This is a genomic window from Lonsdalea quercina (assembly GCF_900107885.1).
GTDB lineage: Bacteria > Pseudomonadota > Gammaproteobacteria > Enterobacterales > Enterobacteriaceae > Lonsdalea > Lonsdalea quercina.
The window spans coordinates 132,117-152,237 of record NZ_FNQS01000009.1; the positions used below are offsets into that span (position 1 = coordinate 132,117).

Below are 20,121 nucleotides of genomic sequence, written 5' to 3' on the forward strand. Positions count from 1 at the left end.
GCGGCTTGAATACTAGAATGGCGCCCTTATCACGTCAATGCTTTTTCACGCTAACCGACTCTGTTTGCTCATATTTACAGCGCAAAGCCTCTCTTTCTCACAGATGGCGATCAATCACGCCACAGGCAGCTACCGCCTTTTTTCACGATCAGATCGAGTCTCTGTTCATGCGCCATCACTTCGTCATCGCTGGCATAGATCACCGGCAAGGCGGACGCCGGACGCACGATGCGCTGAATCGTGTCTGTCTGATTGGCCTGCTGCGTCCCTTCGTTTTCCATTGAAAACGCAAGCGACCGCTGGCCGCCGGTCATCGCCAGATAGACTTCTGCCAGTATCTCGGCATCCAGCAACGCGCCGTGCAGCGTACGTTTGCTGTTGTCGATCAGATAGCGGTCGCACAACGCATCCAGGTTGTTACGTTTGCCGGGGAAGAGCTTACGGGCCAACAGCAGGCTATCCGTGATTTTGCAGAAGGTTTCCGTCTTTGGAATATCCCGCTGCAACATCCGAAACTCGTAGTCCATAAAGCCGATATCAAACGCTGCGTTATGGATGACCAGCTCGGCGCCACGGATGAAATCCATGAAGTCGTCGGCAATGTCGGCGTAGGTGGGTTTATCGACCAGGAATTCGTCGCTGATACCGTGAACATTGTAGGCTTCCGGATCGATCAGGCGATCGGGTTTGAGGTAAACATGATAGTTGCGGCCGGTCAGACGGCGGTTGATCACCTCGACGGCGCCGATTTCGATGATGCGATGACCTTCGTAATGAACACCCAACTTGTTCATACCCGTGGTTTCGGTATCCAGGACGATTTGTCGTGTTATTTCAGTGCTCATCGTTTTCGTTTATGTCAGACTTGTGGTTTTCAGCATGGACAAGAGTCTACCAGAGATGCGTAAACAGGTAGAAATTTTCACCGATGGCTCCTGCCTCGGCAACCCCGGTCCCGGCGGTTACGGCGCGGTGTTGCGCTATAAACAGCACGAAAAAGAGCTCAGTGCGGGTTACCGTCTCACGACGAATAATCGCATGGAGTTGATGGCGGCGATTGTTTCGCTGGAGTCGCTGACGACGCCTTGCGACGTGACGCTCAGTACGGACAGCCAATACGTGCGTCAAGGGATCACCAACTGGATCCACAACTGGAAAAAGCGTGGCTGGAAAACCGCCGATAAAAAGCCGGTTAAAAATGTCGATCTCTGGCAGCGTCTGGATTTAGCCATCCACCAACACACTATTCAGTGGGAGTGGGTGAAAGGTCATGCCGGTCACCCAGAAAACGAGCGATGCGATCAGTTGGCGCGTGAAGCCGCGGGCGCGCCAACGCTGGATGACGTCGGTTACAAACAGGATTAATCCGGACCGCGACGATAGCTTTTCGTCGCGCCCACCGGACTGCGCATGGGCGCTTTTTTCAGTCGGGATCGCATCGGCGTCGGCGTCAACGGCACCGTACGTTTACGCGCCACGATCAGGTTCAAACACCCCAACAACGGCAGATGGTTGTTCCAGCGCCCTTGCCCTTGCTGACGCCAGGGCAACGCATGCAGGCTGGCGTGATGCACGATTTCATAGTTGAGCAGGTTCAGCCAGTCCTGCAAACGCATCTGGCTGAACATCCGGCTGCAATACGGCTGCCGATGCCGAATCCCCGGCACCATTTTTCCAAGCCCCATCAGACTCATCGGATTAAAACCGCTGATGATAAGCCAGCCGTCGTTAATCAGGACACGATCCACTTCCCGCAGCACGCGGTGAGGATCGCTGGAGTAAGCCAATGCGTGAATTAGCAGACAAGCATCTACAGACTTCTCTACAAACGGCAGCTGGCACGGGTCGGCGATGACATCCGCACGTGTTCGATTCGATGTGAGGTTGATTTGATGCGGGATCGCGCACTCAGCGCTTTTCATTTCGGCGCTGAGCGCGCCGACTTTCAACAGATGAAAACCAAAAATCTTCGGCCACCACGGCTGGAGCGCGTCATCAAGCGTATCGCGATAGAATGTCCCCCAGGGGATGGAATCCCAAGCATCAGGAGCCTCTACAGTCTGGACGGTTTGAGCTGGCTTCATGTTCTAGTATCTTCCACAGGTAACTGCAAACAGAGGACTCACCATGAATCTTATCAGTGTTCCCGCCCTCAAAGATAACTACATTTGGTTGCTGTGTAATCGACAGAAGCAGTGTGTGATTGTCGACCCCGGTGAAGCCGCGCCGGTGCTGACGGCGCTGGATGAGCAGCGACTGACGCCGATCGCCCTTCTTTTAACCCACCACCATCAGGATCACGTCGGCGGTGTGAAAGCCTTAGTCGAGCGCTTCCCCCACATTGATATTTACGGTCCGCAGGAAACGTCCCGCAGCGGAACGACACACATAGTGAAGGAAGACGACAAACTAACGCTGCTGAACTCGGAATTTTCTATTTTTTCCGTCCCTGGGCATACGGCGGGACATATCGCGTATTATAGCGCTCCATACCTGTTTTGCGGCGACACGCTGTTTTCCGCAGGATGCGGACGTATTTTTGAAGGCACACCGGAACAAATGTTTGAATCGGTTAGTAAACTTAACCAGCTACCGGATGAGACTTTGGTGTGTTGCGCTCATGAATATACGGTGTCAAACCTGGAGTTCGCCCATGAGTTATGGCCGGAGGAACCCACAATTGCCGACTATCTGCTAAAAGTCAGACAATTAAGGGAAAAAGGGCTGCAAACAGTCCCCACAAGCCTCGGTTTTGAACGAAACATTAATCTTTTCTTACGTTGTCATGACACTGATTTACAGAGAAAAATATTTAAAGATGTGAGTACCAGGGGCGATTGGCAGACATTTGCGCAACTAAGGGCCATGAAGGATCACTTCTGAAGGTTTTAGTTGTACGCAATGACCAATCAAAGTATGATCGTTCGTCTTTTGAGCAACTGTTGACAAAAATATGAAGGCTAAAGCGATACTTATCGCCTCGGTCTTGTTGGCAGGCTGCCAGGTTTCACCCCATGATACCTCTCAGCCCAAACAACATGCACAGAGTCTGTCTTCGGCCAGTCAAAGTGAAACAGGAAAATACGCGGATGGTCGAGAGACCGGGGCGCGATGGTTGGATGATGGCAACCTCGCGCAGCAGGACCTGTGGAATTTGATTAGTCGTGAGCTGAAGATGGAGGTTCCGGAAAACGCCCGGATCCGCGAACAGAAACAGCGTTATTTGAAAAATAAGAGCTATCTCCACGATGTAACATTACGGGCAGAGCCGTACATGTACTGGATAGTCGAGCAGATAAAGCAACGTAAAATGCCGATGGAACTGGTACTGCTACCCATAGTGGAGAGCGCTTTTAATCCAAACGCCCAATCGTCGGCCAACGCCGTTGGATTGTGGCAGATTGTCCCAGGAACGGGACGTCATTATGGATTGCAACAAGATAAATGGTACGACGGACGCCGCGATGTCGCCGCTTCCACGACGGCAGCATTAAATATGATGCAACGCCTTAATCGCATGTTTGATGGAGACTGGTTGCTAACCATCGCCGCCTATAACAGTGGCGAAGGCCGTGTGATGCAGGCCATCAAAGCGAACAAGGCAAAGGGGCGCCCAACGAATTACTGGTCACTGGCGCTCCCCTACGAAACGTCGATCTACGTACCTAAGATGCTAGCGTTAAGCGATATCTTAAAGCATAGCAAAAAATACGGCCTTGACCTGCCGAAAACGAATGAAGAACGTGCCCTGGCGCAAGTCGACTTAGGACAGCAAATGCAGCTGACCCAAGCCGCTGAGCTAGCCGGTTTACCCGTCACAAAATTGAAAAGCTACAATACGGGTTATAAACAGAATGTGACAGCGCCCAACGGGCCGCATTACATTATGGTACCGAAGGCACATGTCGAGCAGTTGAAAGACTCGCTGGCAGAAGTAGATATTGCGGCGGTTCAGCCGACGCGTCTGGCACAAACAACCCGGGGTTCTGAATATAAAGTCCGTACTGGCGATACGCTATCGGCCATTGCCAAACGGCTCAATGTCAGCACCAAAGACCTGCAAAACTGGAACAACCTTCGTGGTCACACGGTGAAAGCAGGTCAGACGCTTCAGGTCGCGAAAGCCTCTTTCGCCACGGCAGGGTCTGATGCCAGTAGTAAAAGTGGTTCGATCATCTACCATGTTCGTAAAGGTGACTCGCTGGCAAGTATCGCCAAGCGTCACGGCGTCGACATTGCAGATGTGATGCGCTGGAATACGGTCATTAACAAAAAGGCCAATATCCAGCCGGGTGACAAACTGACCTTGTTCGTCAGCAAAAAACAGACTCCCGATTCCTGATCGGCCACGTAAAACCAAAGCCTCTCTTAGGAGAGGTTTTTTTATGGGCGTAATACCGTGACAGAAACTGGGTGGTGAGAGGAGGGAACGAGCGGCGCTCACTCCAAGAGGCAGGCACCTAACGGGATACGGCGTCGTGGCGATAAGCCATCATCCCAAGTGATTACAGGCTAAATTCCACCCGCAGCGGATTGTGATCGGAAGCGTCTGTGACCAGTACCGAAGCGTGTGCAACGTTCAGCTCGCGATAGAAAACAAAGTCCAGAGGACGGCCGAACGCTCTGCGCCGCTGATCGTGGCTAAATGTCACTTCTTTTAGTCCCATCACCCCGGCAAAACGGTACAAAGCGTTGCTTCTCGGCTGACTCCATGCGTTAAAATCCCCCGCCATAATTACCGGTCCACGGTGGTGGTTTAGATGATCCCCGATTGCCTGTAGCTGCTTGGTATAGACCTCAACGCCGAAGCTGAAATTCACCGCGTGGATGTTAACGACCATTAACGAACGTCCGTCGTGCAGACGATAGATCGTCACCAGGGCGGATTTAGACAGCCGAAGCAACGGCTCACGCTCACGCAACGGGCAGCAGTACATTGGTTGCGCGGCAGAGAGCGTCATCACACCCGACGGGTGCAGCGGAAGGGAAAATGCGGGAACCTGATCGGCGGCAGGATAGTGGGAAGTGGCGAACTGAATTAACTCCGGCGAACTCTGCGCTTCCTGCAGTAACATGAGTTGAGCGTTATTGCCGAAGCCCTTCAGCACCGACAGCCAGTCCATCCGCTGTTGTTTGAAAATGTTCCAGACCAGTAAACGTAAAACGCCGTCCTCTAAAGGCAACGGACCGGACAACTCCGGCTGCCCGGCATAATGCATCACCACCGGGGGGAAAATTCTCTCCACAGGCTGCCCGGCAACATATCTCATGGCATAAGTTTTCTTTCGCACGTCTCGCCTGCTATCAAGATGACAGAGTGTCAGCTACTGCTTACTGCAATAGTGATAGTCCAGTTATAGGGGCTTTGTCGGTGAGTTTCAACAGCAGATTGGAAAACGGCAGGAGCCGTTTGGGGCGACTAGCGGGGTCAAAACAACCCAGGTTATCCCCAAGAAAAAAGAGAAAAAAACCTCTATCGCAATCACTTACGTGACATGAATGCGGCACCTTAATCGTCACGGTTTCCCCACTACTCATATTGTAATAAGAAGCTACGTCTCTTCGTCATGGCACCGTTCGCCAACACGGAGACACGGTATCCATCGAGAGCCTCTGGTCGATTAACCCCTTCCTCGACAACGGTTTGTTCAGCAGAAGGTTTTCGCCCTCTTATATAAGCCGACAAAATCTGACGGGCGAAATAATTATATTATTTTCAATGAGATAGCTATTTGCAATCATCGAAAAAAACCAAGATATTAAATCTTCCGCACCTATCATTAATCAAAAGAGGATCTATGAAATCAAAACTATTGGCTTGCTGTTTTTTGACGGCCGCTTTCCCACTGTTGGCCTCGGCTGGCGTAATCACGAAATCATCAACACCTTATCCGCAGTACGTTCCGTCAAGTGGCGTTCCGTCCACCTCGTTCAGCGCCTTCCACGTCTATTCCGCTGATTTTCCCAAGGGCAATCTGATCGTAACCAAGAGGTTACTTTCCGTTAGTTACCAAACGACAAAATTCCCCGCAGCGTATAGTGATAACGTGCAGCTGTGCTACTTCAACCCTTATCAAGCTTCGGCAGCAAGTTGTGTTCCGGCAAAGGCTGGCGCCACCGGTTCCACTGCGGCATTTGATAACCAAATTTTCTCAATCGGTGCGCAAATACAAATTCGTCATGAGCTGACCGGGAAACCTCGCTCTACGCTGCAACCTGCCGGCAAGGAATCCGTTACCTTCAACTATGGCGATTTGTAGTCAGTCTGCTGTGTAAGACTACAACATCGCGGAACTAGACCCTGTGAGCGAAGCCCCGGCACGTCTGTGCGGTTCTGAAGCGGAGATCAGTGGAGCAGGTCGAATACGCCGTAAACAGCAATAAAAGCCCTGAACAAAGGGTTCAGGGCTATCGGGTTTACCTTCTTTATCTTGGGATGCATCGACGCAATACGCCTGCATCATAGCGATGCTTAACGAGCATGAGCGCTAGTCACACGTCCCGCATTCTGCGACGGAAATATAGTCCGTGTAAATCTGCGGTGACCCAGAGAAAGAGGCCAGCTTTTTCCACTCTTCGTACATCTGCTTGGTGTCGCGATGCGCCTGGGCGAATTTATCGGTTTCCTGAGTGCCGATATCCGCTTCCGGATAAAAGACCGTCAATGCCTCCACGCTCTCAATCTCCATCATGACAACGTATTGATCCAGTCGGTTGCCGCGCTCCCCTTTCAGCAGGTGAAATTTCCAGCCGGGATAGTCTTCTATGCGGTGATGGTTCTCTGCGATAAAGCATTCGAATTCAGCGGGGGTGACCCCCGTTCGCAATGCCAGATTATGGATACCAATAATTCGCGCGGTCCTCTCCTCCCCCGGCCCTTGATGATAGCGGGGGCCAGGTTTCACCGTGCTTTTGTTGTTTTCGGCCAACAGCCGGTAGTCGGTGAACAACGTCGGCAATTCCGCGAAAGTGGCCAAATGTTTCCACACTTCGAGGATTCCCTGCGCTTCAGGCGTCTGTTGCCAGAACTGCTGAGCCAGCGCCGTCGGGTTGCCGTTTTCATCGACGTATAGGTCACGCGCCTCGGCGTTTTTCATTTCGAACAGCATCAGATATTGATCGGTACGTTCGCCGCGCAGCCCGCGCAACAAGGTCCAACGCCATCCCGGATAAATCGGCAGCTGAACGCCTTTGTCACGCACAAAGGCTTCGAATTGCGCGTTGGTGACGCCGGCTTCGGTATCAATGCCGATGTAATAAAAACTGAATACACGAGAAGAGAAATTCTGCATCACAATCATCCTTATGCGCCCTTACCGCGCCGACGGCAGAGACCAACGGCGGCGGTTTTTTGGCGTACATTCCGTATGTTACGAGATCCCTCATCCGACGCCGAGAGGCGTCGGACTCGATGTCTCGAACTGCGTGTTGATAATGGCCTCCACCAACACTCGTCCTTCCGGCGAGAGGGTGACCACCGCGTTGTCCACGGTCACTAACCCTTTTTCTTCCAAGTGAGTTAACGCCGCCGAAATGGTGGGATTGTCAAAGAAGCTCTCACCATCGAAGCGTTTTTTGAAGACCGCATCATCGACAGGGATCAGCGTTGATAACGCCATCTTGAAGGCATTGACGCGCTGCTGATGCGGGGAGAACCCCCGGACCGAGCCACACGGTAGACGCCCCGCGTTTAAGGCATCGCGGTACTCGTCATACTCCGTCAGGTTGATCATCTCAGAGCGACGAGACTTGGAGCTGCCGCCCAGCCCTATCGCAACCTCGGGATATTGTTTGTCCAGATCGGTGATCAGGCTTTTCCATTTCTCCGGCGGCAAATCACGTTTGTGGAAATACATGGTGGGATGTTCGAGATAGTCATCGGCCAGATAGCTCTCCACCAGCTCACGCATCTGGTACTGTTTTCCCAAACTGGGCATTTCGTTATCGCCCAGCGAAATCAATTTGCGCTGCCAGAGGTTTTTCCGTTTCGCCGACACGCCGCTGCGGGTTTCCATAAACTCTTTCATATGCAGCTTGGTGCAAACCACATGCGACAGGTCGTATTTCTTCACCATCTCCATGTCGTAGGCGACGTCATCCACTTTCTGCCCCATCAGCCCATACATCAGGTCGATGGTGATCAGCTCGTACCCCATCGCTTTGGCATTTTCCAACGTGGAAAAACACTCCGCCGCCGTATGTCTTCTGCCGCAGGCATGGATAAGGCGATCGTTGAACGACTGCGCGCCAAATGACAGCTTGGTGAACCCCAGTTCCTTCAAGATACCGAGATAATTTTCAGGCAGGCTGCCCGGCTCGCCTTCAAACCGCAAGGTAGCGGAGGAAAAGTTAAAGTTCTCCTTGTAAAACGCCATCAGCCGACGTAATTCGACTTCCGGCAGCAGCGAGGGCGTCCCGCCGAAGATATTGAATTCGCCGACGGGCGTATGGCGAAGGCTCGGGACATGTTTCAGCCACAGCTGGGCCTCTTTGATGTTCAGATCCACGACTTCGCTAAACAGCGCGCCCGCCTTGGCAGAATCCGGGTTGAGGATCACCGTGGGAAACTGGCAAAAATGACACTTATAACGGCAAGTTGGAATGTAAGCCCAGAGATGGATCTGCTCGGCGTTGCCGATTTCCACATCCATGTCTGCATGAAACGCCGATAAAGGGTAATCCTCAATATCGCCAGGAAAAACGTGGCAACCAAAGGGATCTTTGACGACATAGTCGAGCAACGTCGCATTCTCTTCCTTCTCCAGCACCTCACACACTAACGGCGTGGGATATCGGCTATCGAGATCGAGCAACGTATCAAGATGGCTCTTATTCATCAAAACACCCCGCCATTGGCAAAATAGTTGTGCGCTTCGCCCGACTCGCGGTCTTCGCAGAAATAGTACACAAAGCGCAGGAAGTCTTTTTCATCCACGGTATCGAAACAGGCAGGCAGCGGCGGCGCGGAGCCGATATCTTCGCCGACAAAACGCCGCAGCGAGTTGAAGATTTCGTGTCTGAATTCAAAATAGAGTCGGAACGCCGGGGTTTTGTAGGCATGAATCGGCTTGAAGTCGACGACGCTGGTTTCATACTTGATTTGGTAGATACGTCGATAGAGACTTTCCGCCACCTCCGGCGTGAAGAACTCAATGACTTCGGGGTTGTCCACCAGCAGCGATGGATTGAGTAACACCGGTAGTACGATATTTTTCGGTATGTAGTCTTTGATCGAGTTGAACCAGGAGACTTCAGCCTGTTCGGGCGACAGATCCTGATAGTTTTCCAACGCGTGGTCCGTCGGGCGCACATCCTTCATGATGATGATGCCGTCTTTTCCATAGGCAGTCCCATTCATCACCTCGTACAGCAGTGTATCCACCCTCCGGCTGTTGATTTTAACGTAAGCTTCGGGCGCATAGACGGGTTTACCGCCGCAGGCGATGACCTTGATGCCGAAGTCCCAGTCGTCGGAGAGGTGTTCGACAAAGCGCCCTCCTTCCAACTGGTAGAAAATCTCGATGCCGCCAACCGCATCATACATCCGCTTTTCGACCGCAAACCCTTTGCCATCAGGGAAACCGCCGAACAGCGAGAACGAAAAGTGGCGGCAGCGCAGGGTTTTATCAATTTCACGATACAGGTTGGGGCGCAGCTCAAAATCCCGTTTGTCGTAGTAGTAATTACAGGTACCGAGATCGCCATGCTGTTCAAGCATGGTGTAAACCAGTTCGTCGATCCAATATTTATCCACCTCACAGTCCGCATCGGCGGAAACGATATAGTGCTTATGATCGATACCGTATTCGATATTACGGATACCGGCGCGCTGAGAGGCGTAATCCATGCCTTTTTTTCTGGCTGAAGAGACGCCCTGCGTGGTTTCATTGATGATATGTATTGTCAGGTCTTTATATTTATCCTGAGCTGCTTTGACTTTCTGAATAGAGTCATCCGTCGAATTATTATCAACGATAATTAATTCCATATTATCCAGGGTAAATATGCCGTATTTCGATGTCTGCCGATAAATAGAATCAATGACGGCTTCAATGCGATTCCCTTCATTATAAACCGGCAGCACAATGGATATATAAGTTTCTTTACGCATAACAACTCCCTATTACACATTAAAAACGTGGCCAAATATCTTGTTGGAAATGAGTTTTTCCCCGATATGGAAATTATGTTTCGCGATGAACTCTCGTTTCGACTTGTCGGCAACCAATCCATAAACACGTTGCACAAAATCATCGTCCGGCCAGCCGTCCTGGTCGGCAGAAATCGTCATCAGTTCGGTTTGAAAGCCGTATTGACCGTAGACCTCGTCGTAATACTCATAGTGAGTGGCGATGTAACACCGCTGGTGGCTGATCGCTTCCCCAATCGGATTGCCGTAGCTGTCGTAGTCGTACGATGTGAGAAAGGAGACGATATCGCAGGACTCATAGAGATCCTGAACCGTATACGCATCGCCGCTTTCGTCGATAAAGTCATGCTGCAATGCGCCGATGAAGTGGACAAACCGCTCCATTCCCAATTCGCTGACATAGTCTTTCAAATAACGAAAGTAGCGAGCGTCTTCTTGCTCCCCCCCCGCAATAATTAAATAGACGCAGGGCTCTTTATTATTTTTAACGCACAGCTCATTGAGTTTTTTAGTCAGATAGATATCTCGTTCCAGACGTTTCACAGGAACAAGTCGCGTCGTGCGCGCAATCAGAATATCGTTCTCTGAAATCCCAAATTCAGGGCGCAGGGATTTCCGCTTTTTATCGCCTTCGAAACAGTAGCAATTACGCATGACGTCAATATTAACCCCGCTCCATTCACTGAGCTTGCTGGCGAGGGCATCATTAAGCGTGACGTAATTGATATATTTCGTAGGAATCGGTTTCACGGCATACGGCCAGGGTTCGCCTCCGTATTTCCCACAGGCCGTTTCGCTGTTCCACATGAGATCGTGGTCGCGCCAGAGCACGAAACATCCGAGTCCGTTCTCTTCTCCGTAAGCGGCAATCGCTTTATACAGCGCATGGGTATACACGATATTTTCAGGCAGCGTGCCGTTTTCAACGACGACGTGAGTAATGCCTAATTCACGCCAGGTCGCCACAATGCGCTCGGATAAGGCGTCAGCGACCACATGAACATCCGCCAGCTTACGCGCTTTTTTTTCTTCGCTGGAAGGAATACTTCCATTGATCAACAGGTTATTCACGTCCTCGATAAAATACGGAGTGTAACCGGGCAGCTCGCCCTCCCCCGTCGCTCTCACCACCGTAAAGATCTGACCGAAGGCGCTCTTCTCTTTCTGCGTATAAGGCCTGCCGAAATTGCCTTTATCGATCTTGATGTCGAACCCAAGATCAATGAATGACTCGAAGCCTCTCTGATTGAGGCAGGAAGCCAGCTTGGCCGCTTCCACGGTAATACCGGAAACCGCGACGCCATCAAATGAAATGAATATGGCCCTATTCTTTACATCCATGAGTCTTTCCTTCGCTTAATTGAGTAATTCAGAACGACCTGAGTACGGCGCGAGCCGGCCCGAGGTTAAAATGAACATCACCGCGCAAGGAGCGTGTCTAGCGCGATTCATCCGAGAGCGTATAGCCCAGCCGTTTAAGCTGCGGTCCCGCCACCGCCTCGAACTCGGCGATCTGACGCGCTGACAAATCACGCTGATAACGCCCGACCGGGGACGTGGAGATCGCTTTGGCGGCGGCTTCCGCAGCGGGATGATCCCAAGGGTTTTCGAACAACACATGCGAAACCTCGTGATGCGCCAACACCTGGTCGCTCCACTCAACGCCGATAAAATCGGTCATCCGCTTGATAACCTCTGCCGGCGAGGTCACCAGATCTTCATAGCGAATCTCCAGATAGCGCCCCTGCGGCGCCACGGTCACGGGCCGGGAGACGATCTCTACCCAGCCGCGCGCCATTTCCGATGGCGTTTTGTATCCCCATTTGGGGACGGATTTGAGGTGGGAAGCGAAGAGATCTCGGCCATCACGGACGATATGGATAAACCGCGCTTCGGGCCAAATCCGCGCAAAATCATCAATGCGGGCGATTTTGCGCTGCAACTTTTGGCCCCAGAACAGGCCGCCGTATTTCCTGAGCCGATAGGCGCCGATCTTCTCGATCAGATAGCAGCGATCGACAAAGCGACTGAGATCGCTTTTGCGTTCGGCCATCGCGGCTTCGACCAGCTCGATCAGCTCGTCATTCGGCACGCCGGAACGCTGACACTGCTTAACGAAGTGCGCGCCATCAAACCAGAAGGGATCTTCCGTCTCCGTGCCCGGACCGAGCACGCGGGGATCGTTAGCGGAGAGCAGCCGCGCCGCCTCAAGGATGTGCGGTCCCAGATCGAGCGGCTCAAGAAAATCGATTTCAGGCGCGACGACCAGATCGGGATGCGCATCCAAAATAATACTTTGCAGCGTCGTCCCAGAGCGATTCTCCCCCCCTAGCAGCACGGGCGCTTTGACGTTAGCTTCTGGCTTCATACGACCCTCGACGAAAATTTAAGGCGTGAACGACATCCGCTTCCAGATCCACCTCAAAGGCCACGCCGAACGCAGAGCGCGCATAGTCTTTCCGCCGCTTCTCGTCAATCGCGCCCATGTCCCCGCCGGTGTCGTTTCCAGACGTTTTGACGGCCTCCAGCGACGCTTTGAAAATGGACACCGCATGCGCCAGCTCCGGCTGACCAAAGGCGAAATTGATCATGTGCGTACCGTTGCACTCTAAAAACAGGCCATGCGCAAAGCATTCGGCCGTCACCGCATCGGCCACCTTGGCATTAGCGAAAACCGTTTTAAACATCAGCGGCGGGCCGGTCACCCAAAGGGGAATGCCGACCTCATCCGCCGCCATCTGAAGCCGGCGGATCAACTCAGCGCCGGTTTTCAGCGCGGCGTCGTGAGGTCGCTCTTCCCTGAAGATCCGCAGCGCCACTAGCGCGGCCGCCATCGAAGTCACCTCTTTGTTGTAGGTGCCCGCCAGCCCGGCGGCATCGTAGGCGTTGATCAGATCCGCCTTTCCGGCGACGGTCGATAGCGCGAAGCCGTTGGCGAGGCCTTTACTGACAATCATCAAATCGGCATCCACCCCGCCATCTCCGTGAACGCCATGTGCGCCGTAACGCAGTCCGGACATCACCTCATCGAGAATGAAGGGAACCCCGGCGGCGCGGCACAGACGCCCCATCTCGTTAAAGTGGCTTTCCGGAAACCAGCCCAATTCAGGCGTGACGATGACGGCGGCGATACGGTCTCGCGCCACATCCAGCGCGGTGGAGAGCGCCTGCAGGTTGTAGCCGAAATGGAAGACATCCGTTTCCGGGTCGTAGCAAAGCTGACCAAACTGACGATGCCAGTCGTGCCAGCCGTGGTAGCCGCTGGACAGGACGATCCGCCGTCCGGTGTAGGCTCTGGCCATTCTGATCGCCGCCGAGGTGCCGTCCGACCCCGTGCGGAAAAAGACCGCCTTTTCAACGCTGGGATAGCGCGCCACCAGTTGCTCGGCCAGCTCGATTCGCTGCGGGGAGAGCGTGGTCGGAAAGATGATGCCGCGCGACTGAATCTGATCGACCACGGCCTGATCGATTTCAGTACGCCGATGGCCGAAAAGTACGGTGCCGTTTGACGAGGTCATGTCCAGAATCGTTCGACCATCGCAGTCCTTTAGCCAGGCGCCCTTGGCGCTTTGCACTACGAATGGCGGGCGAGCGGAAATGTCGTATTCGCGGGCGGCGGTAGATGCGATCGCCCGTCGTAACTGCTGCTGATTATTATCCATCGTGTTTATCGCTCCTGAGTGGGGTTCAGCGCATCGCTACGGCCATGCGTCGCGCGTTGGCCATAATGGTGTGAGTTGGATTTGAGTTTCCGGCAAAGGTCATGACGGAGGCATCCATGACGTAGATGTTGTCGTAACCGTGAACGAGACCCGCGACGTCGACGACCGACCGCGTGGCATCCGTCCCTGCCCGCGCCGTACCATGCAAATGCGAGCCGCCTTTGTTATGCACAGACGGTTCACGCTCTATCGTCTTCGCGCCGGCTTCTCTGAGAATTTCCTCCGCCCGCGCCGCCATAAAGCCAATACGCGCCAAATCGCTGTCGGAGTTTTTGTAATTGAACTTGATCAGCGGATTGCCAAACTCATCCTGATGCTCATCCAGAGTGATGCGGTTGTGGGACCACGCCTCTTCGCCCGCGAGATAGTGCAAACGGATGCGGCCGATGTTGCGGAGCGGTTCCGGGGAGGCCACCTCATACAGCAGTCCGCCAATACCGGTGGGGACGTCGGCGTTCTGATAAAAGTCATCGGTGTAGACGGACGCGGGCGCGCCTTGATGCGGGGCGCACAGCCCATCCTCCTTCGCCCAGGCAGGGTTAGAGCCGGTCGTGTAACCGGTGATTTTGAAGGAGAGACCGCGGCCAACCAGGTCGTGCTCGTTGCCGATGCCGCGCGGGGCGAGCACGGAGGTCGAGCGCAGCAGCAGCGCGCTGGTTTGAATGGCGTTGCCGCAGCAGATGATTTTGTTGACGGGAATGCTCAAATGTTCGGATGAGAATGGGATATAGCACTCCGCCGACTGGGCATGCCCTTCGTTGGAGAGCCGGATGCTATTCACCATGCAGCCGAATAGCACGGTAATGGATCCCGGCAGCGCCGAGTCGTCAATCACCGATCGGTTCAGAATCGACGCCTTGGCGCCCGTCGTACAAGAGCGGCTGTCGCAGGCGGAACAGAATTGGCATCCGTTGTCGCAGCCCGCCGGAATAATGGCGAGCGGCATGTTACGCGGGCGGTACCCCAGCGAAGCCATCGCATGGGCGATCTTCTTGCCGCGCGCGCTAAACGGATAGCTGCTGACGTCTTGCATCCCCAGCATGGATTCGATGTAGCCGTAATGTTCTTCCAGATCTTGCAAGGTGATGGGCCAATCCATCTCCATATCCGAATGCAGATAGCGGCTGATCCGCATATCCACATCGCGGTAGCGAAAGGTGATAGCGGAATAGAACTGCATACCGCCCCCGACGCAGCAAGCGGTCCAGGGGTTGCCGTCCTGTAACCCGGTTCCGGTGATGGCCCGGCTATATATGGACTGATGCGTCCCCAGCACTTCTCCCGGCGACGCCAGTCCGCCCAGTTCCAGAATCAGAACATCCTTGCCCTGTTCCGCCAGCGTACGCGCCACCGTCGCGCCGGAGGGGCCGGAGCCCACAATGACGGCATCGAATTGGTCAAAACGTCCTTGATAAGCGCTAATGTGCTTAATCATTGTCATGGTTCATTGCTCCTTCATTTAAAATTTCATCAACACATCAGACAGTCAGGGCCAGGGACCGCTGGCACTGCCGATCGTCGACAACGCATTCCTTGCAACCAACGCCGCCGAAAATGACGGGGCGGCACCGCCCGCCGCTACACCAGGAGTCATGGCCTTTCTTCCATTTGATCTGTTTTAGCGCGTCGTTACGGGATGCATCCTTGCCGAGCGCGCTCAGGCCCTCAAACACACACAGGGCATCCGTCCCGCGTCGCCTGCCAGGCGTTGCAGCGACAGGTCATCCACAAAACGATGTAGCCACACGTCGATGGAGGCATGCCGTAAAATGCTCAGCATGCTCTGGTGGCGTTCTATGCGTTCTTCGAGCGGCATCATTAAAGCGCGGTCCAGCGCGGCGGCGACTTCCCGCGGGTCGTACGGATTGACGATCAACGCGGCATCCAATTCCCTCGCCGCGCCGGCGAAGCAAGACAACACCAGCACGCCGGGATCCGTTTCCTCCTGGACCGCCACATACTCTTTCGCCACCAGATTCATCCCGTCTCGCAGCGGCGTGACGCAGGCGACGTGCGCCTGGCGATATAAGCCCATCAGTCGCCGGCGATCGCAGTTCTTGTTCATGTAATTCAGAGCCAGCCAGTCCAGCTCGGAGTAGCCGCCGTTTATGCGCCCGGCCAGCGCATCCAGCTGCTCGCGTATCTGGCGGTAACTTAAGATGTCATCGCGGGTGGTCGGCGCGAACTGGACAAACTGAACCCGCCGCCGATGCTCGGGATAATGTTTCAGCAGCAGTTCGTAAGCGCTGAAGCGCTCAGGTAAGCCTTTGGAGTAATCCAACCTGTCGACGCTGAAGATCGCTTTACGTCCCAGATGACGTGAGACCTGGTCTAGCAGATGAAGGTCGGAAGAGTTGTCCTCCGCCAGCTGTCTAAGCGGTTCAATCGCAACGCTGATGGGGTAAACGCCGCTGTTGACGATGCCGTCGCTCATTCCCATGCGGCTGGCGTAATCTCGAAAAGCCTGGTGATCTTCTTCGGTCTGAAAGCCCAGCAGATCGTAATCCGTCATGCTCGAGAACAGCTCACGGTGCGGCGGTATCGTCATGGCGATGACGCTAGACGGGAAAGGAATATGCAGAAAGAAACCGATACGGTTGTGGATGCCAATCGACCGACAGGCCTGGGCGAAAGGAAGGAGGTGGTAATCCTGTACCCAGATGATATCGTCCGGCCGAAGCAGCGGTTTCAGCATCTGCGCCAGACGACGGTTAACGCGCAGATACCCTTGGTACTCTTCATTGTCGTAGCGCGCCAGGTCGACGCGGTAGTGGAACGTCGGCCACAACGTGCCGTTAGAGAAGCCGCAGTAATATTGTTGATACTCTTCCGCGGTCAGCGCGGTCGTTGCGAAGGTGACGTTATTCAGACTTCGCTGTTCGACGCGGGTTGGACACTGTTCTACCTCGCCATTCCAGCCGAACCAGACGCCGCCGCTAAGCTCCAGTGCGGCCATCATCCCGCTGGCCAATCCTCCCGCGGGACAGTCATCCAACGCTGGGGGAACGCGATTAGATACCACCACAAGCCGGTTCATCGCGACACCGCCTTATCCGCACACGGCGGGTCGGCGAACGAGGTCAAACACGATAACCACTCCCCGACGGCATCGACACTCGCCAGTCGATGCCTCGCGCAGGTAGGGCCAGCGCCGATTTTAATCGCTATCCCTCCCAACGCCTGCGCAGCATCAAAACCCTGTTCGTCGGTGAGATCGTCACCCACGAAGACGGGGGTACGGCCCTGAAACGGCGTTTCCGTCATAAACGCCCGCAACGCGCGCCCTTTGTTCACGTTTTCAGGCTTAATTTCAACAACGCATTTCCCCTGCTGGGCCGCCCACTGGGGATAATCCTCAATCAGCGCTAAGGCGAGCCGGGCCGCTTCGGGTTCGAATTGCGGACACTGGCGGTAGTGCAACGCCACGGCAGTGTTCCCTTTGGCTTCGAGAAAAGCGTCGGGATGCTGACTCACCCAATACTTCAGTCGCAAACAGAGTTCTACGGGCAGACTGACCTCACTGCGATGAACCGTCCCATCCGCACGACGACGTTCGCCGCCATGAACTCCCGCCGCAGGGAGCAGCAACGGCGCCAGCAGACCATCGATATCCGCTAAACGCCGTCCTGAGATAATCCCTACGGCGCCATCACAGCCGTGAAACAGCAGGCGAAGAAGGGATAAGCGCGTCAAGGGAATGGAGGTGTCCTCTGGACGGGCGCAAATTTCCGCGAGCGTACCGTCGATATCGAAGAAAAACGCAGTGTCGCTAAGCCTCAATGCCGGCAGCGAATCTGGCTGATTCAAATCTTCATGGTTTTCTGGAGTCACGTTCACAATCCTCTCTTGGTGATAGCGAGTTCAGTACTGATTCGCCAAAAGCAGCCGTATTCCTGATGTCAGTAATTGATTCATTTAGACTCATCCTGAATTCGCTCACGGCTCTTTTCCCTGTGAGCGCCAGCATTCATGAATTAGCGTCTAGCGATATCCTTCACTGACGTGACGATATGGGTTCCGTCCCCCAGATGAACTTCTCATTTCTGGAGATAGCCGAAGATCATCGGGTACTTCCAGAAAATAAACATTGAATCAGTACCACCTGAGAAATTGGCGGACCTGAATTTGTATTGTTATTTATTTCACCAGATTGAAAACAAACACAATCCATCATCCATTTATTGCTCTGGGCTTAATTGGCTATAGATTCATTCGCCACTTCATAGTGATTTACGCGCAATGGATTGATTTTGGTATTAATTAAAAGATTTATACAAACCACATCATTGAATTCATCACAATTGCCATCAATCACATGACCATGCTGAGCGTCATACGTATATTTATATACGTTTCAGTCTCAACAGAACCCTTTTATAAAAAATAAAAATCTTATATGTCATGATGATAAACACAATCATCTGACGGATTAATACGCATCATGAATTGATGAATGTCTTCAGAAAACCAACGAAACATAAAGGTTTGGTTAACCAGATTCTAACCAAGTTGAATCACAAAGCAATTCTTAAATTTATGTTTTTCATTACACTCCGCTTAGGTTGTTACATTCATTAATAATGGTTCCTTAATGGATTCAAAATCAAAACTATAATTCATTAAGCGCCATAAAATTATATTCATGCTTTTTCAACATGCTGTGATTTAGTCTCAAAAAATAGAGACTTAACTCAGTGAAATGAAAATAAAAAGAGAGAGAGCGCATGAACAATCAAATAAACTCCAACTTCAACAATAGGAACATACTGAAAAACCATCATTGAATACTGTTTTAAAAAAGCATATCTTAACAAATATTCCTCTACAATCTCCTTCAACATCACTATTAGTTATTCAGAGATAACCCTATCTCCATCAATAGATAATTTATATAGGCACTTTAAATAAATTTAATGACTACATCTAATAAGTATTAATTGAGAGATAGTTTCTCCCCCTTAGTTACGGATGGTATTTTTTGGTTTTTTTATAGAAGTGATGGACTTAAAAATAATACCCGCACCGTTTAGCTGACCAAAAAATTACTTTATGACTTCAATAACTAAACCAGTGAAGACGATCAGGCTCGCGAGATCGATTCAGGCATCCCGCCCAAACGACAGTGAAGTCCCAGCAGTTCGTCAAAAGCCGGCGAGGAGTCCACAGGAAGGGGCGATCGCATAAAGAGGTCATGATAAGCGACAGAAGATATCCATCAGACCATGAGATGATTTTCTGGGATCTGAATGAACAATTATTGAGTGCAATATGGGCGCTTTGCTGAGCGTCAGTGAAAGATGGCTGAGGGATTAAGGCTCCTGGAATAGGAGGAAGGTATGCTCGGAGGATTTCCCCCAGTGCATCCTTTTGTAAGCGATTTGTCTTGATCGCAGTAGATAGCCATGGGGAGATTAAAGGGCAAATGTTTATCGGGAAGGAAGTGCAGCGCTGGCTAGTTGCCATACGCTGGAAACGGCAGGATAGGACAGCACTGCGCGATCAAAGAGCGATTCCAATCGTTTTCACAGGTATCCAGAGAGAAGACGTGAATCGCCTCTCATCAGGCGAGGGGGACAGTTGACAACACTCTCGCTAATTTCCGAAAAAGACAGTAGGAAAGATAAATGGGGTTTGATCTATGTGGATCATTTCACGCTTGAGTACCCGCTGATTATCACGGTATCTTAAGGACGAAAAAAAACCGTACCCCTTTACGGTAGTACGGTTTTTTCCATCTGGGCATGAAGAACATCCCAGGACAATATAAGTGGCGGAACGGACGGGACTCGAACCCGCGACCCCCTGCGTGACAGGCAGGTATTCTAACCAACTGAACTACCGCTCCACCGATTCTGTATCGTTACCGGATAATCGTCTTCCAGTAACCGGTGCTGTGCACCTTAAATTAATGCCTGGCAGTTCCCTACTCTCACATGGGGAGACCCCACACTACCATCGGCGCTACGGCGTTTCACTGCTGAGTTCGGCATGGGGTCAGGTGGGACCACCGCGCTATCGCCGCCAGGCAAATTCTGTTTCATTCCAGCCGTTACACTCTCTTCCCGTGCAACCACCAGAACCAATCTTTGAACAAGCTGAATCTCGTCTCTCTAAAAACACCTTCGGTGTTGTAAGGTTAAGCCTCTCGGGTCATTAGTACTGGTTAGCTCAACGTATCGCTACGCTTACACATCCAGCCTATCTACGTCGTCGTCTTCAACGGCCCTTCAGGGGACTTAAAGTCCCAGG

Annotated in this window: 16 protein-coding genes, 1 tRNA gene and 2 rRNA genes; 4 read left to right on the plus strand and 15 right to left on the minus strand. The window is 52.7% G+C overall.

What is annotated here, in order from left to right; translation table 11 throughout:
• Positions 1 to 110 precede the first annotated feature (110 nt).
• The gene (dnaQ, locus tag BLU64_RS13145) at positions 111 to 845 is read right to left on the minus strand and encodes a DNA polymerase III subunit epsilon (protein WP_026741847.1); all 735 of its coding nucleotides are present in this window, start codon (positions 843 to 845) and stop codon (positions 111 to 113) included.
• On the opposite strand from dnaQ, the gene rnhA reads away from it, so the two are divergent.
• Positions 799 to 1,365 carry a ribonuclease HI gene (rnhA, locus tag BLU64_RS13150; RefSeq protein WP_026741953.1) on the plus strand — a complete coding sequence of 189 codons (567 nt, stop codon included), beginning with the start codon at positions 799 to 801 and terminating at the stop codon, positions 1,363 to 1,365. The genes dnaQ and rnhA overlap by 47 nt on opposite strands.
• On the opposite strand, the gene BLU64_RS13155 is transcribed toward rnhA, so the two are convergent.
• Positions 1,362 to 2,084, minus strand: a complete 723-nt coding sequence (locus BLU64_RS13155; protein WP_074728970.1) for a class I SAM-dependent methyltransferase — start codon at positions 2,082 to 2,084, stop codon at positions 1,362 to 1,364. The two genes, rnhA and BLU64_RS13155, sit on opposite strands and share 4 nt — an antisense overlap.
• A 43-nt stretch (positions 2,085 to 2,127) precedes the next feature.
• On the opposite strand from BLU64_RS13155, the gene gloB reads away from it, so the two are divergent.
• Entirely contained in the window at positions 2,128 to 2,883 is a 756-nt protein-coding gene (gene gloB / locus BLU64_RS13160; RefSeq protein WP_026741845.1) for a hydroxyacylglutathione hydrolase, read from the plus strand.
• A gap of 70 nt (positions 2,884 to 2,953) precedes the next feature.
• The gene (gene mltD / locus BLU64_RS13165; protein ID WP_074728971.1) at positions 2,954 to 4,342 is read left to right on the plus strand and encodes a murein transglycosylase D; all 1,389 of its coding nucleotides are present in this window, start codon (positions 2,954 to 2,956) and stop codon (positions 4,340 to 4,342) included.
• A 163-nt stretch (positions 4,343 to 4,505) separates the two neighbouring features.
• On the opposite strand, the gene BLU64_RS13170 is transcribed toward mltD, so the two are convergent.
• Entirely contained in the window at positions 4,506 to 5,291 is a 786-nt protein-coding gene (locus tag BLU64_RS13170; protein WP_026741843.1) for an endonuclease/exonuclease/phosphatase family protein, read from the minus strand.
• 507 nt (positions 5,292 to 5,798) lie between these two features.
• Between BLU64_RS13170 and BLU64_RS13175 the strand changes: the two genes are divergently transcribed.
• On the plus strand, positions 5,799 to 6,260 hold the full coding sequence (locus BLU64_RS13175) for a hypothetical protein (RefSeq protein ID WP_026741842.1): 462 nt from the start codon (positions 5,799 to 5,801) through the stop codon (positions 6,258 to 6,260).
• Positions 6,261 to 6,488: 228 nt separating this feature from the next.
• Here BLU64_RS13175 and BLU64_RS13180 read toward each other — a convergent pair whose 3' ends face one another.
• The 12 genes from BLU64_RS13180 to BLU64_RS13240 form a co-directional block, all read right to left on the minus strand.
• Positions 6,489 to 7,292, minus strand: a complete 804-nt coding sequence (locus BLU64_RS13180; RefSeq protein WP_026741841.1) for a hypothetical protein — start codon at positions 7,290 to 7,292, stop codon at positions 6,489 to 6,491.
• A gap of 90 nt (positions 7,293 to 7,382) precedes the next feature.
• On the minus strand, positions 7,383 to 8,837 hold the full coding sequence (locus BLU64_RS13185; protein ID WP_026741840.1) for a radical SAM protein: 1,455 nt from the start codon (positions 8,835 to 8,837) through the stop codon (positions 7,383 to 7,385).
• Positions 8,837 to 10,111: a glycosyltransferase family 2 protein gene (locus tag BLU64_RS17490; protein WP_074728973.1), complete on the minus strand. Its 1,275-nt coding sequence runs from the start codon at positions 10,109 to 10,111 to the stop codon at positions 8,837 to 8,839. The genes BLU64_RS13185 and BLU64_RS17490 overlap by 1 nt, the downstream gene beginning before the upstream one ends.
• 12 nt (positions 10,112 to 10,123) lie before the next feature.
• A complete protein-coding gene (locus BLU64_RS17495; RefSeq protein ID WP_026741838.1) occupies positions 10,124 to 11,491 on the minus strand; it encodes a glycosyltransferase family protein in 1,368 nt (455 codons plus the stop codon).
• A gap of 97 nt (positions 11,492 to 11,588) precedes the next feature.
• Positions 11,589 to 12,518: a sulfotransferase family protein gene (locus BLU64_RS13200; protein ID WP_026741837.1), complete on the minus strand. Its 930-nt coding sequence runs from the start codon at positions 12,516 to 12,518 to the stop codon at positions 11,589 to 11,591.
• Positions 12,502 to 13,812, minus strand: coding sequence for an aminotransferase class III-fold pyridoxal phosphate-dependent enzyme (locus tag BLU64_RS13205; protein ID WP_074728975.1), 1,311 nt, complete (start codon positions 13,810 to 13,812; stop codon positions 12,502 to 12,504). Before BLU64_RS13205 ends, BLU64_RS13200 begins: the two co-directional genes overlap by 17 nt.
• 25 nt (positions 13,813 to 13,837) lie before the next feature.
• A complete protein-coding gene (locus tag BLU64_RS13210; RefSeq protein ID WP_074728977.1) occupies positions 13,838 to 15,313 on the minus strand; it encodes a GMC oxidoreductase in 1,476 nt (491 codons plus the stop codon).
• Between the two features lie 216 nt (positions 15,314 to 15,529).
• Positions 15,530 to 16,909: an alpha,alpha-trehalose-phosphate synthase (UDP-forming) gene (locus BLU64_RS13220; RefSeq protein ID WP_074728980.1), complete on the minus strand. Its 1,380-nt coding sequence runs from the start codon at positions 16,907 to 16,909 to the stop codon at positions 15,530 to 15,532.
• Positions 16,906 to 17,703, minus strand: coding sequence for a trehalose-phosphatase (otsB, locus tag BLU64_RS13225; protein ID WP_235195071.1), 798 nt, complete (start codon positions 17,701 to 17,703; stop codon positions 16,906 to 16,908). Before otsB ends, BLU64_RS13220 begins: the two co-directional genes overlap by 4 nt.
• Positions 17,704 to 19,640: 1,937 nt before the next feature.
• A tRNA-Asp gene (locus tag BLU64_RS13230) sits at positions 19,641 to 19,717 on the minus strand.
• Positions 19,718 to 19,782: 65 nt separating this feature from the next.
• Positions 19,783 to 19,898 (minus strand): 5S ribosomal RNA (gene rrf / locus BLU64_RS13235).
• Positions 19,899 to 20,004: 106 nt separating this feature from the next.
• A 23S ribosomal RNA gene (locus BLU64_RS13240) occupies positions 20,005 to 20,121 on the minus strand; the annotation flags it as partial.

Excerpts from the sequence above, each read along its gene's own strand:
- dnaQ (WP_026741847.1), bottom strand. The coding sequence starts at position 845 with ATGAGCACTGAAATAACACGACAAATCGTCCTGGATACCGAAACCACG.
- BLU64_RS13155 (WP_074728970.1), bottom strand. The coding sequence starts at position 2,084 with ATGAAGCCAGCTCAAACCGTCCAGACTGTAGAGGCTCCTGATGCTTGG.
- gloB (WP_026741845.1), top strand. The coding sequence starts at position 2,128 with ATGAATCTTATCAGTGTTCCCGCCCTCAAAGATAACTACATTTGGTTG.
- mltD (WP_074728971.1), top strand. The coding sequence starts at position 2,954 with ATGAAGGCTAAAGCGATACTTATCGCCTCGGTCTTGTTGGCAGGCTGC.
- BLU64_RS13175 (WP_026741842.1), top strand. The coding sequence starts at position 5,799 with ATGAAATCAAAACTATTGGCTTGCTGTTTTTTGACGGCCGCTTTCCCA.
- BLU64_RS13180 (WP_026741841.1), bottom strand. The coding sequence starts at position 7,292 with ATGCAGAATTTCTCTTCTCGTGTATTCAGTTTTTATTACATCGGCATT.
- BLU64_RS13185 (WP_026741840.1), bottom strand. The coding sequence starts at position 8,837 with ATGAATAAGAGCCATCTTGATACGTTGCTCGATCTCGATAGCCGATAT.
- BLU64_RS17490 (WP_074728973.1), bottom strand. The coding sequence starts at position 10,111 with ATGCGTAAAGAAACTTATATATCCATTGTGCTGCCGGTTTATAATGAA.
- BLU64_RS17495 (WP_026741838.1), bottom strand. The coding sequence starts at position 11,491 with ATGGATGTAAAGAATAGGGCCATATTCATTTCATTTGATGGCGTCGCG.
- BLU64_RS13200 (WP_026741837.1), bottom strand. The coding sequence starts at position 12,518 with ATGAAGCCAGAAGCTAACGTCAAAGCGCCCGTGCTGCTAGGGGGGGAG.
- BLU64_RS13205 (WP_074728975.1), bottom strand. The coding sequence starts at position 13,812 with ATGGATAATAATCAGCAGCAGTTACGACGGGCGATCGCATCTACCGCC.
- BLU64_RS13210 (WP_074728977.1), bottom strand. The coding sequence starts at position 15,313 with ATGACAATGATTAAGCACATTAGCGCTTATCAAGGACGTTTTGACCAA.
- BLU64_RS13220 (WP_074728980.1), bottom strand. The coding sequence starts at position 16,909 with ATGAACCGGCTTGTGGTGGTATCTAATCGCGTTCCCCCAGCGTTGGAT.